The 12,215-nt window shown below is 74.5% G+C and carries 13 protein-coding genes; 4 read left to right on the top strand and 9 right to left on the bottom strand.

Features of this window, described 5'->3' with window-relative positions:
- Window positions 1-10: 10 nt before the first annotated feature.
- Entirely contained in the window at window positions 11-736 is a 726-nt protein-coding gene (locus tag VFG42_RS13130; RefSeq protein ID WP_324909100.1) for a c-type cytochrome, read from the bottom strand.
- Window positions 737-787: 51 nt separating this feature from the next.
- Entirely contained in the window at window positions 788-2,344 is a 1,557-nt protein-coding gene (locus VFG42_RS13125) for a glycosyltransferase family 4 protein (RefSeq protein WP_324909098.1), read from the bottom strand.
- A 60-nt stretch (window positions 2,345-2,404) separates the two neighbouring features.
- Between VFG42_RS13125 and VFG42_RS13120 the strand changes: the two genes are divergently transcribed.
- Complete coding sequence (locus VFG42_RS13120; protein ID WP_324909096.1) at window positions 2,405-2,686, top strand: hypothetical protein; 282 nt, start codon at window positions 2,405-2,407, stop codon at window positions 2,684-2,686.
- Between the two features lie 17 nt (window positions 2,687-2,703).
- Window positions 2,704-3,252 carry a hypothetical protein gene (locus VFG42_RS13115; RefSeq protein WP_324909094.1) on the top strand — a complete coding sequence of 183 codons (549 nt, stop codon included), beginning with the start codon at window positions 2,704-2,706 and terminating at the stop codon, window positions 3,250-3,252.
- 513 nt (window positions 3,253-3,765) lie between these two features.
- Here the strand turns inward: VFG42_RS13115 and VFG42_RS13110 are convergent.
- On the bottom strand, window positions 3,766-4,416 hold the full coding sequence (locus VFG42_RS13110; RefSeq protein ID WP_324909676.1) for a hypothetical protein: 651 nt from the start codon (window positions 4,414-4,416) through the stop codon (window positions 3,766-3,768).
- A 93-nt stretch (window positions 4,417-4,509) separates the two neighbouring features.
- Here VFG42_RS13110 and VFG42_RS13105 point away from each other — a divergent pair, with 93 nt between their 5' ends.
- Window positions 4,510-5,748 carry an MFS transporter gene (locus tag VFG42_RS13105; RefSeq protein WP_324909667.1) on the top strand — a complete coding sequence of 413 codons (1,239 nt, stop codon included), beginning with the start codon at window positions 4,510-4,512 and terminating at the stop codon, window positions 5,746-5,748.
- Here the strand turns inward: VFG42_RS13105 and VFG42_RS13100 are convergent.
- Genes VFG42_RS13100 through VFG42_RS13085 form a run of 4 tightly spaced genes read right to left on the bottom strand, consistent with a single transcriptional unit; the run spans window position 5,730 to window position 7,892 of the window.
- On the bottom strand, window positions 5,730-6,092 hold the full coding sequence (locus tag VFG42_RS13100; protein WP_324909092.1) for a cupin domain-containing protein: 363 nt from the start codon (window positions 6,090-6,092) through the stop codon (window positions 5,730-5,732). The two genes, VFG42_RS13105 and VFG42_RS13100, sit on opposite strands and share 19 nt — an antisense overlap.
- The gene (locus VFG42_RS13095) at window positions 6,089-6,694 is read right to left on the bottom strand and encodes a hypothetical protein (protein ID WP_324909090.1); all 606 of its coding nucleotides are present in this window, start codon (window positions 6,692-6,694) and stop codon (window positions 6,089-6,091) included. The genes VFG42_RS13100 and VFG42_RS13095 overlap by 4 nt, the downstream gene beginning before the upstream one ends.
- On the bottom strand, window positions 6,691-7,470 hold the full coding sequence (locus tag VFG42_RS13090; protein WP_324909088.1) for an enoyl-CoA hydratase/isomerase family protein: 780 nt from the start codon (window positions 7,468-7,470) through the stop codon (window positions 6,691-6,693). Before VFG42_RS13090 ends, VFG42_RS13095 begins: the two co-directional genes overlap by 4 nt.
- Entirely contained in the window at window positions 7,467-7,892 is a 426-nt protein-coding gene (locus VFG42_RS13085) for an HIT family protein (protein ID WP_324909086.1), read from the bottom strand. The genes VFG42_RS13090 and VFG42_RS13085 overlap by 4 nt, the downstream gene beginning before the upstream one ends.
- A 46-nt stretch (window positions 7,893-7,938) precedes the next feature.
- Between VFG42_RS13085 and VFG42_RS13080 the strand changes: the two genes are divergently transcribed.
- Window positions 7,939-9,153 (top strand): M28 family peptidase, encoded by a 1,215-nt coding sequence (locus VFG42_RS13080; RefSeq protein ID WP_324909084.1) that lies wholly within the window; start codon window positions 7,939-7,941, stop codon window positions 9,151-9,153.
- Between the two features lie 503 nt (window positions 9,154-9,656).
- Here the strand turns inward: VFG42_RS13080 and VFG42_RS13075 are convergent.
- Together VFG42_RS13075 and alr are read right to left on the bottom strand one after the other, a co-directional pair.
- Window positions 9,657-11,066, bottom strand: coding sequence for an HD domain-containing protein (locus tag VFG42_RS13075; protein WP_324909082.1), 1,410 nt, complete (start codon window positions 11,064-11,066; stop codon window positions 9,657-9,659).
- Entirely contained in the window at window positions 11,063-12,199 is a 1,137-nt protein-coding gene (gene alr / locus VFG42_RS13070) for an alanine racemase (RefSeq protein WP_324909080.1), read from the bottom strand. Before alr ends, VFG42_RS13075 begins: the two co-directional genes overlap by 4 nt.
- Window positions 12,200-12,215 lie beyond the last annotated feature (16 nt).

The raw sequence follows: 12,215 nt of genomic DNA, 5'->3' as shown, positions 1-12,215 counted from the left end.
GCCCTGGGCGCTACTTGACCGTCAGCGTGCCCTGCATCCCCGCCTGGCGGTGGCCCGGCACGGAGCAGTAGTACGTGTAGGTCTTGCCCGCTTCGAGCGTCGCCTTGAAGGATGAGGTGCCGTCGGAGACGACCTCGCCCTTGCCGAGGCCGTCGATGACGATGTCGTGGCCGATGCCGGACTTGTTGGGCATCTCGATCGTCACCGGGCCGGCGGTGGCGGTGGCCTTGGCGTCCTCGTAGGCGAGCTGGCCGTTGGGATCGGCGGGGATGCTGAGGGTGCCGTCCTTCTCGACCGCGGTGCCGCCGCCGGCGGCCTGGACGGCGGTCGCCAGGCGGCCGGTGTCCTTGCCGGGCTTGGCCGTCACGCTGGCGACGTAGGCGGCGACGTCGTGCGCGTCCTCGCCGCTGACGAGCTTGGACGGCATCTTGATGCCCTGGGCGTTGGGCAGCCGGTTCGGATACAGGATCTGCTTGTAGACGACCCCGCGGACCGCGGTCTCGCCGAAGCCCTCCTGCAGCGACTGCTGGAAGGCCTCGTCCAGGTTCGGACCCGTCGTGCCCTTCGTCCCGGCGTGCGACAGCGTGTGGCACGCGCCGCATTTCTTGACGAACAGCTGCTTGCCGGCGACGACGTCGGCTTGCTGGTCCTTGACCCCGCCACAAGCGGAGAGCGCCGGCACGGCGGCGACGATGGCAGCGCAGAGCGCCGCACGCGGCATGATCCTCTTCCCCATGATCGAGAGCGATCCTAACCGCAACCCCGGAGGGGAACGCAAGGGTTTGCGTCAGGGCCTGGGCAGTTCGTCATGGTCGCCCACGGCCGCGCGGGCGACGGTCTGGGCGACGCCGTCCCACGAGAAGCGCTCGCGAGCGACGCGGATCAGCGCCTCGCGGGTCGCCTGACGCAGGTCCTCGGGGGCGGTCAGCCAGGCGATCAGACGGTCGGCCAGCGCGGTCACCGCGTCGTCGTCGACGGGGAAGCCGAGCCAGCCGGCGGCCCGCGGCGGGACGGTCGCGGCGAGGATCGCGCGCACCTCCCCCAGCCCGGACTGGTCGGCGACGACCGGCAGCGCGCCGCACGCGGCGGCCTCGACGGCGACCATCCCGAACGCCTCGGGGAACGTGGACGGCACGACCTGCGCCTCGGCGACGCCGAGCAGCGGCGTGAGCTCCTCGTGCTCCAGGCGGCCGGTGAGCACGACGCGCTCGGGCAGCGCGCGGGCGGCCTCGGCGTAGCCGACGGGGCGCCGGTCGAGGAACGCGCGCAGGTGATGCAGCGGCGCGCGCGGGCCGCCCTCGGGCGCGCGGCCGGCCTCGACGATCGCGGAGATCGCCTCGTCGTCCCCGGCGGCGAGCGCGGCGACGAGGTCCTCCAGCGTCCGGCGGTAGGCGCCGAAGCCGACGATCGCGAGCTTGGCGTCGGGCACGCGCGCCAGGACGAGCGGCCAGGCGGCGACGAGCAGGTCGACGCCCTTGGAGACGATGAGCTTGCCGACGAACGTGACGATGCGGTCAGCGGCCGGGTCGAGGCGCTCCAGCGCGCGGGCGGCGGCGTGCGGGTCCAGCGCGAAGGCGTCGTGGTCGTCGTCGGCCGAGAGCGCGGGCGCGGCGGCCAGGCGCGACGTGACGTCCTGGAGGTCGGTCGGGGCGTGCGGGCGGAAGGCGTCGACGTCGACGCCGGGCGGGCCGAGGCGCGTGCGCGCCCGGACCGTGGGATCGTCCATCGTCGCCCACAGCGACTCGGCGGTGTGGCGCGATCCGACGAGGATCGTCTTGGCTCGGGCCAGGCCCTCGCGGGCGGCGGGCAGGAAGCGCTCGGGCTGCGGCTTGACCGTGTACTCGAGCGCGCTGCCGTGGATCTTGACCGCGTAGGGCACGGGCTCCGGCAGCGCCCGCGCGAGGATCAGCGGGCCCATCACGAGGTGGTTGGCCAGCGCCGCGTCGGGCGCCGCGCGGTCGGCGACCTCGCGCACGGCGGCGACGTTGCGCTCGACGTAGGCGGCGATCTCGGCGTCGGTCAGCTCCGCGAACGTCCGGGCGATGACGCCCTCGTAGCGGTCGGCCACGTAGACGGGCAGCAGGCCGCCGAGGTCGGGGCGGTAGACGGTGACGGAGCCTGGCCCCGAGGTGGCCCGACCGACGCCCAGCTCGCGGACGCGCAGGACGCCGCCGTCGTCCCAATCCCCCGCCGCGCCGACCGCCTCGACGTCCTCCGGGCGCCGCTCCTGGCAGAGCAGGTGCACCTCGTGCCCGGCGCGGGCCAGCGCCGCCGCCAGCCGCGCGTTGTAGACGTTGGAGCCGGTGCCGCGCAGCAGATAGCCGTGGAAGATGAGGACGCGCACGCCGGGCAATCATGCCTGCTCACGCCGCCTCCGACGCGAGAGGCCGGTAGGCTTCATGGTGTGAGCACGAAGCAGCGCTACCGCATGCGCACCCCTTCCACGGGGCGCGAGATCTTCCTCGAGGCCGAGCCCGGCAAGATCTACCGCGACCGCGAGACCGGTGAGGAGCTCGAGGTCGTCGGCAAGGTCGTGCCGCTGGCGCCGAGCGCGTCGACCCTGCCCTGGGCCGTCGAGAACCTCCGCTTCTGCAACTGGTGCGACTCGCTCGCCCAGCGCGACCTCAACGACTGCCCGACCTGCGGCCGGCGCATGGAGCCCCTCGCGGGCCCCGCCGCCGGCTGACGTCCGGAGCCTTCCTCATGCGCCGTCGTGCCGCGGCCATTGCCCTGATGCTCCTCGCGGGTGGCGGACTGTCCGCCTGCGGGGGCGGCAGCGTCCAGCACGACGTGGTCCCGAAGAACACGGCCGAGCTCATCGCGCCGCAGAGCACGTCGATCGGCGGCGCCTCCGGCTCCTCCTCCAACGACACCAGCTCGACGACGTCGAGCGACGAGGCGACGACGTCGTCGCCGTCGGACACCGCGCCTTCGGGGACGACCTCCGGCTCCGGCGGCAGCGCCGTGACGCCGAGCACCTCGTCCTCCGGGACCGCCGGGTCCGGGACGTCCTCCGGCAGCGCCGGGACCGGGTCGTCCGGGACCTCGGGCGCCGCGACGGGCGGGACGTCGTCGGGCGGCACGGGCGCCGGCGCCGGCGCCGGGTCGACCGGCGGGACCGGCTCGACGGGTGACACCGGCTCGACGGGGACGTCGGGTTCGGGTGGCGACAGCGGAAGCGGCACGAGCACGTCGAGCAGCGGCGGCTTCAGCGACTTCTGCTCGCAGAACCCGGGCGCCTGCCCGGGGTAGGGGCCAGCGGCGCCGAGGGCTTTGTCGTCGAGGGCTTTGTCGTGGTGCTGCGGGTGTGGTGGCGCTGGCGCGCCGGGCGTTGGGTGGTGCCGCGTGCGCTGGTGGCCAAGCTCACCGAGGGGAACGAGCCGTCGCGGCGCGCCCGGCGCCCGCGGTGCGGCTGGGCGCTCGTGGTCCGGGCAGGTCGGGATGCCGGTGCCGGCCCGCGGGCGGGCCGTTCGGGCCCGAAGCCTCACGCGACGCATCGGACACCGAAGATCCGGGTCGCCTAATGACTGCCATATGCGCACCACGCGACCCGCATCCACAGTTCGTGCCCGAACCGCCCGCCCGGTCCCGGAACAAGCGCCCCGAAGCACCCGCCCCACCGACGCCGAGCCACACCACCGGCGCCGGCCACGCCACAACAGCTCGTTCCCCCTCGGTGAGCTTGGCCACCAGCGCACGCGGCACCACCCCGGCCCAGCGCGCCAGCGCCACCAACGCAAGCGCCCGCGCCCGCGCCCTCAGCCCCTACGGCGTCGAGATGATCCGCGCCGAGTAGACGATCCGCGCGGTGCGGTAGAGGCAGTAGTACTGCCCGACCTGGTTGACGGCCTGGGCGGTCTGGGTCTGCGAGTCGTCGCAGGTGCCCTTCTTGCGCGAGGCGCGCCAGGAGGTGTCGTTGCCGAGGCCCGCGGCCAGCGCGGGGGCCCACGTGGGCACCGTCAGGCCGATCACGTAGCCCTTCTTGACCGGGATCGGCTTCTGCAGCGCGAACTCGACGGTCTGGCCGAAGTACGGCGTCAGCTTCTGCACCTCGCCCTGGGCGACCAGGCGGGCGTGGAGCTTGTTGCCCATGCGCAGCACCGCGATCGCCGCCTGCGACTCGCCGCCGAGCGACTTGTCGAAGAAGTCGATCTGCTTGTCGGTCGGCTTGGAGAGCTTGACCGACCAGGACACGAGCGTGCCGTCCTTCTGGACGGTGTACAGCCCGCGGTTGGTGCCGACCTTCGCCTGGTAGCCCGTGGTGCGCCCGAGGGCGTAGCAGGGCTTGTCCGGGCAGGACGGCGTGGCGTCGCCGGGGTCGAGCGTCGGGATCGGGTCCAGGGTCGCCGGAGCGACGGCCGGCAGGGCGAGGCCCGCGCCGACGAAGACCGCCAACAAGGTGCGCAAACGGAGCATCGGAGGAATTCAACACGACCGCGCGGCGAAGTTGCGGGCGGACGCGCCCAGCGCGGGCGCCGTCAGAGCCCCGACGGTCGGCCCGCGACGACCATCTACCCTGCAGACATCGCCGTCTCCTCCCCCCGCGCCCTCGACCGGCGGCTGGTCCTCCTGCTGGCGATCGCCTGCGGCGCGGCCGTCGCCAACCTCTACTACGCCCAGCCGCTGCTGGACGTGATCGCGCGCGACCTCGGCGTCTCGTCGGGCGCGGCGGGCCTGCTGGTCACCGCCTCGCAGGTCGGCTACGCGGCCGGCCTGGTCCTGCTGGTCCCGCTCGGGGACCTGGTCGACCGCCGCCGGATGGTCTGGCGCCTGCTGCTGGTCACCGCCGCCGGGATGGTCGTCGCGGGCCTCGCGCCGTCGTTCGCCGTCCTCGCGGTGGCGATCGGGATCGTCGGCGTGACCGCGGTCGTCGCGCAGGTGCTCGTCCCGCTGGCGGGCACGCTCGCCGCCGACCACGAGCGCGGCAAGGTCGTCGGCAACGTCATGAGCGGCCTGCTGCTCGGGATCCTGCTCGCGCGCACCGCGTCGGGCCTGATCGCCGCGGCCACCTCGTGGCGCACGGTCTTCTTCCTCGGCGCGGCCGTGATGGTCGTCATCGCCGTGGTGCTCCGCCGCGCGCTGCCTCCGACCCCGCCCGCGACCGACCTGCCCTACCGCGCCGCGCTGCGCTCGGTCGTCGCGCTCGTCCGCGACGAGCCGCTGCTGCGCCGGCGCATGCTCTACGGCGCGGCCGGGATGGCGTCCTTCAGCGTGCTGTGGACCGCGATCGCGTTCCTGCTCTCCGGCGCGCCGTTCCACTACGGCGAGGGGACGATCGGGCTCTTCGGCCTCGCGGGCCTGGCGGGCGCGGTCACCGCGCAGGGCGCGGGCCGCCTCGCCGACCGCGGCCACACCCACACGGCCACCGGCCTGTTCCTGGTCACGATCGCCGCCGCCTGGGCGCTGTTGGCGCTGGGCGACCGCTCGGTCGCGCTGCTGATCGCCGGGATCATCGTGCTGGACCTCGGCATCCAGGGCCAGCACATCCTCAACCAGAACACGATCTACACGCTGGCGCCGGACGCGCGCAGCCGCGTCACGACGGCGTACATGACGTCGAACTTCACCTTCGGCGCGCTGGGCAGCGCGGGCGCGTCGCTGGCCTGGAGCGCGGGCGGCTGGGGCGCGGTCAGCGCGCTCGGCCTCGGCCTGGCCGCGATCGCGCTGCTGGGCTGGGCGCACGAGCACGTGACGGCGGCGCCCCGCGACGCGCAGGCCGTGGCGGCGGCTCAGGAGACGATCGCGTAGATCTTGCGCAGCGTCTCGTGCACGGTCCACACCGTGCGCGCGCCCTCGGGCAGCTTGACGACGTCGCCCGGGCCGACCTCCAGCACCGGGCCGTCCTCGAAGGCGATCGTCGCGCTCCCGGACAGGACCACGAACAGCTCGTCGGCCTCGACGTCGGTGACCGTCCCCGGCGTGAGCTGCCAGATCCCGTGCTGCACGGTGCCGTCGTGCGACGTCCACAGCTCCTTGGAGGACGTCGCCGGGTCGCCCGCCAGGACCGTCGTCGGGTCCAGCTCGTCGGCGTCCAGGACGGCGTCGGCGACGCTCAGCTTCCAGGGCTCGGCAGGGTCGACGGCGGCGCTCACGACTTGTCCTTCCTCAACGTCAGCACCAGCGCGGCGCCCTGCTCGGGCGAGCGGTCGATGCAGCTCGCGCGCGTGCATCCGGCGCGCGTGGTCTCGGCCTGCAGCTCGACGGCCGCGGGCTTGCCGATCGCCGTCTGCGAGAAGCGGATCGTCACCGTCCGCGTCGACGGCCGCGTGATCGTCGCCGAGCCGACGCGCGCCGGCAGCTGGTTGGCGCGCGCCTTGAGGATCGAGCCGCGCAGGTCGCCGTCGGCCTGCGCGGTCACGCAGACGAGGTGGTCCGGCGTCGCGTCCAGGTTGGCCGGGGACGCGGTCCACAGCTTCAGGCACAGCGAGCCGGGCGGACCGTCGTCGCTGAGCAGGTCGTCGCCGTCCCAGGCGCTCGCGAGCGTCAACGACACCCGGATCCGCCCGTCGGTCCCGCGCGCCAGCACGACCTGGCGCAGGTCGAGCTTGCCGCTGACGTCGCCCGCGGCGTCCTTCTGGACGATCGGCTTCGGCGACGGCGACGGCGACGGCGGCGCGGCCGCGAGCGCGGGCACGGCCAGCGCGCCGGCCGCTGCCAGCGCCGCGAGCGGGACGCCGATCCGGCGGCGGCTCATCGGCCCTCGTAGGTCGCCTTGCCGGGGCCGTCGGTCAGGAACGAGCGGACCGCGTTCTGGAGGTCCTCGGTGGCGAACAGCGGCCCGCTCACCTCGGCGACGATCGCGTCCGCGGCGCGCGCGCCGCCCTCCTTCTGCGCGGCGACCAGGCGCTTGGTCGCCGCGTGCGCCTTGGTCGGCCCGTTGGCGACCTTCTGGGCGAACGCGCGCGACTCGGCCTCGAAGGCGTCCGGCGCGTACAGGCGGTTGACGACGCCCCAGCGCTCCATCGTCGCGGCGTCGAACAGCTCTCCGGTGAAGATCAGCTCCTTGGCGCGGTTGGGGCCCGCGCGCTCGGCCAGCCGCTGCGGGCCGCCCATCGACGGCGTCAGCCCCACGACGATCTCCACCAGGCCGAACCTCGCGCGCTCGGACGCCAGCAGCACGTCGCAGGCCAGCGCGATCTCGAAGGCGGCCGTCAGGCACAGGCCGTGCGCGGCGAAGACCGTCGGCAGCGGTAGCTCGTCGAGCACGTGGATCGTGTCGAGCAGGTCGTCCCACAGCTGCCCGCCGGCCTCGGGCGACATCCCGTCGAAGACCTTGCCGACGTCCACCCCGCCGCTGACGACCTTGCCCTCGGCGCGGATCAGCAGGCCGCGCGGCGGGTCGGCGGCGACGGCGCGGACGGCCCGGTCGAAGCCCTCGAAGACCGCGTCGTCGAAGAGGTTCAGCGGGGGCGAGTCGAAGGTGATGACCGCCAGCGGCCCGTCCTGCTCCAGCTTGACCACGTCGCTCACGCGTAGTGCTCCTTCAACTCGGCGCCGGTGGCGGCGATCTTGTCCAGGTCGCCCGCCTCGGGGACCCACGGCAGCTTCAGCGGGTCGCCCTCGTAGCGCGGGATCACGTGCAGGTGGAAGTGGAAGACGGTCTGCCAGGCCAGCGAGCCGCACGAGTTGATGAGGTTGATCCCGTCGGCCTCGAGCGTCGTCTTGGCGACCTTCGCCAGGCGCTGCCCGGCCCGGGCAACAGCGGCGAGGTCCTCGGGATCGATCTCCAGCAGGTCGCGCGCGTGCGTGCGCGGCACGACCAGCGCATGGCCGCGCGTGGCCGGGTTGATGTCCATGAACGTGACCGTGCGTTCGTCGCTCGCCACGATCGTCGCGGGGATCTCGCCGGCGACGATCTTGCAGAAGAGGCAGTCGGGATCGGTGGCGGACATGGCTGTGGACCTTATCCATCGCATCCCTCAGTACGCTGGGGCATGGATGTCGACGACCCCGATCGAGGCCGCGCTGCACGCCGACGTGGCCCACCTCGCCGCGCTGGACCGGCTGCCCTGCTCCCCTGGCGAGGCCGCGGCCGCGGCGTGGATCGCGGACCGCATGACCGAGGCGGGCGCCGCGCGCGTGCGCGTCGACGAGGAGCTGGTCCACGGCACGTACTTCACGCCGCTGGGGATCCTGAACGTGGTCGGCGCGCTCGGCGGGATCGCCGTCCTCGGCGGCCGCCGCCTGGTCGGCGGCGTCGCGGCGACGGTCGCCGCGGCCGGCCTGTGGCAGGACCTCACCGGCGGGCGCAAGCGCACGCTGCGCCGCTTCCTCAAGCGCCAGACCACCACCAACGTGATCGCGGAGTTCGGCCCGGCCGACGCGCGGCACACGTTCGTCGTCCACGCCCACCACGACGCGGCGCGCACGTCGTTCATCTTCGACCAGACCGTCACGCGGTTCGTCGCCGAGAAGACCGCGCTGATGGAGAAGACCGACCGCTGGCCGCCCCTCATGGGCCTGGTCTTCGGCGGCCCGGCGGCCGTGGCCGTCGGCGCGGCGACCCACCACCGCAAGACCGTCGCGGTCGGCACGCTCTTCGCCGCGGGCACCGCGGGCGTGATGCGCCACATGATCCACGAGCCGGTCGTCCCCGGCGCCAACGACAACCTCTCGGGCGTCGCGGTGCTGCTGGAGGTCGCGCGCCGGCTCGGCGGCGACGGGCCCGACGGCCCGGTCGAGCTGCCCGACGACGTCCGCGTGATCCTGCTCTCGGCCGGCGCCGAGGAGGCCAACCAGGAGGGCATGCTCGCCTTCGCCCGCCGCTACTTCGGCAGCCAGCTGCAGCCGGACAGCGCCTCGTTCCTCTCCCTGGACACCGTCGGCTCGCCCGAGCTGGTGCTGATCGAGGGCGAGGGCTTCCTGCGGATGTACGAGTACCCCTCGGCGATGAAGGAGCGCGTCGCCGCCGCCGCCCGCGGGGCCGGCGTCGCGCTGCGGCGCGGCATGCGCTTCACGTTCGCGACCGACGGCCTGGTGCCCCTGCGCCGCGGCTACCAGGCCGCGTCGATCGGCTCGGTCTCCGAGCACCTCGTGCCCTCGAACTACCACTGGCCGACCGACACGCCGGATCGCGTGCACTACGACACGGTGGCCGGCGCGGTGGAGATCGTCATGGAGACGATCGCGCGGTCGGGGGAACCGCTGGGCTGAGGGGCTGGTGGCGCTCCGCGGTGGTGCTGCGGGCGTGGTGGCGCTGGCGCGCCGGGCGTTGGGTGGTGCCGCGGGCGCTGGTGGCCAAGCTCACCGAGGGGGAACGAGCTGTTGTGGCGCGGCCGGCGCCGGCGGTGCGGCTGGACGCTCGTGGTCCGGGCGGCGCGGGATGCCGGCGCCGGCCCGCGGGCGGGCCGTTCGGGCCCGAAGCCTCAGGCGACGCATCGACCAAAAGATCCGGGTCGCCTAATGACTGCCATATGCGCACCACGCGACCCGCATCGACAGTTCGCGCCCGAACCGCCCGCCCGGTCCCGGAACGAACACCCCGAAGCACCCGCCCCACCAACGCCGAGCCACACCACCGGCGCCGGCCACGCCACAACAGCTCGTTCCCCCTCGGTGAGCTTGGCCACCAGCGTGCGCGGCACCACCCCGGCCCAGCGCGCCAGCGCCACAAGCGCAAGCAGCACCCGGACCAAGCCCCGACCAACCGCCAACCCTCAGCCGCCCTCCAGCCTCCGCGCCAGCGCCACCGCCTGCTCCGCGTCGGCCACCTCGCCCGCGTAGCGCGCGGCGTCGATCTCCTGCAACAACTCCCCGATCCGCGGGCCCGGCGAGATGCCCAGCGCGCGCGCCAGCTCGTTGCCGCGCACCAGCGGCGGCTGGGCCCGCCAGGTCGCGAAGTCCAGCGCGCGCGGCAGCACCGCGCGGGCGATGTCGAGGTGCTTGGCGATCGCCTCCTCGGCCTTGCGGCCGCGTGTCGCCAGCCGGTCGGCGATCGACAGCAGGGAGACGTCGACCTCGACCGGCGCGGTCCGGACCAGGTACTCCCAGATCGTCCGGCGGTCGAGCGGCGCCTTGTGCACCAGGTAGCCGAGCCCGAGGTGGTGGCGGGCCAGCAGCGCGACGTGGGCCCGGAGCTTCTCGGAGGCCTTCAGCCGGGTCAGCGTCGCGCGGGCCATGTCGGCGCCGAGGTCGGCGTGGCCGGGGAAGCCGAGGACGCTGCCGTCGTCGTGGAAGGCCTGGGTGTCGGGCTTGGCCGCGTCGTGCAGCAGCGCGCCGAGGCGCAGCGCGGTCCCGCGCGAGATCTCGTCGGAGAACGGCTCGGCCAGGTACGTGCGCAGGCGCTCGCTCAGCTCGGCATCGCCGAGGATCGCCTCGGGCGACAGCTCCAGCGCGACGGTCTCGGCCAGCACCTGGATCGTGTGGTCGTGGACGTCGAGGTGGTGGTAGCGGTTCTGCTCGACGCCGCGCAGCGCGGTCAGCTCGGGCAGGACGTGCGGCGTCAGGCGCAGCGTCGTCATCAGCTCCAACCCGTCCAGCACCCGGTCGGCGGCGACCACGCGCTTGAGCTCGGCGAAGACGCGCTCGGCGGCGACCTCCTCGATCCGCGGCGCCCGCCGCGCCGCGGCGTCGACGGTCTCGACGTCCGGCGTCAGCGGCAGCTCGGAGGCGAACCGCGCCAGCCGCAGCACGCGCAGCGGGTCGTCGTCGAAGGCGCCCGGCGCGACCATGCGCAGGCGCCGCTCGTCGAGGTCGCGCGCGCCGCCGTGCGGATCGACGAGCCCGCCGGGGTCCCCGACCGCGCGCGCCATCGCGTTGACCGTGAAGTCCCGGCGCGCCAGGTCGTCCTCGATCGTCTCGCCCTGCAGCGGCGCGAGGTCGACCTGCCAGGCGCGGTCCGGGCCGATGACGCGCCAGGCGCCGAACTCGCCCGACAGCTCGAACGCGGGCCCGCGGACCGCCCGGCCCAGCGCGCGCGCCGCGCCGCGGACCGCGTCGGCGGGCAGCGCGACGTCCACGTCGGCGACCGCGCGCCCGAGCCGCTCGTCGCGCAGCGCGCCGCCCACGATCCAGGCGCGCTCGCCGCCCAGGGCGGCGGCGACGGCGTCGAGCGCCGCGTCGCTCACCCCCGGTCGCTCCCCTCGACCACGCCGTCGCGGTGGTGCAGCCGCGGCACCCGCGCGGTCAAGCCGGTGGTGATCTCGTAGTTGATGGTGTCGATCAGCGCGGCGAGGTCCTCGGCGGTGATCTGCTCGGCGCCCTGCGCGCCGATCAGGACGACGTCGTCGCCCAGCGCCGCGCCGAGGCCCTGCTCGCCGACGTCGAACGTCACGTTGTCCATCGACACGGTCCCGATCAGCGGGATCTTGCGCCCGTGGAGCAAGGCCATGCCCTTGTTGGTCAGCGCGCGCCGGTAGCCGTCGCCGTAGCCGATCGGGACGGTCGCCACGAGCGTCTCCCGGGACGCGACCCAGCGGCGGCCGTACCCGGCGCTGTCGCCCGGCCGCGCGGTCTTCAGCGCGGCGACGTAGGACGACAGCTCCAGCGCGGGCTCCAGCTCGCGCGCGGCCGGGTCCTCGCCGAACGGGTCCAGGCCGTAGATCGCGACGCCCGGGCGGACGAGGTCGAAGTGCGAGGCGGCGTCGCGCAGCATCGCCGCGGAGTTGGCGGCGTGCAGCAGGACGCCGGGATGGTCGGCGCGCAGCGGCTCGGCCCACGCCTTGAAGCGCGCGAGCTGCTCGCCGAAGAAGCCGTCGCCGCGCTCGTCGGCGGTCGCGAAGTGGGTCCAGACGCCCACCAGCTCCAGATGCTCGGCGGCGTCGACCGCGGCGACCACCGCGGCGGCCTCCTCGGCACAGCGCGTCCCGAGCCGGCCGAGGCCCGAGTCGTACTTGACGTGCACGCGCGCCGGACGGTCGCCGGCGGCCAGCTCCCGCGCGCGGTCGATCGTCCAGACGCTGATGTCCACGTCGGCGTCCAGCGCGATCGGCAGCTCCTCGTCGCTGAGCGCGCCGAGGATCAGGATGCGGGCGTCCTCACCGAGCCCGGCGCGCAGGTCGCGCGCCTCCAGCGCGGTGGCGACGGCCAGCCACGTCGCGCCGCCCGCCAGCGCGGCGCGCGCGCACGGGACCATCCCGTGGCCGTAGCCGTCGGCCTTGACGACCGCGCAGACCGCGGAGTTCGGGGCCTCGCGCGCGAGCCGCGCGACGTTGCGCTCGACGGCGCCCAGGTTGACCTTGGCCAGCGCGCGAACCGCCACGCGCGCTCAGCCCCCC

It is taken from the genome of Baekduia sp., assembly GCF_035685985.1.
Taxonomy (GTDB): Bacteria; Actinomycetota; Thermoleophilia; order Solirubrobacterales; family Solirubrobacteraceae; genus Baekduia.
This window is presented reverse-complemented; position numbering and strand designations above follow the sequence as displayed.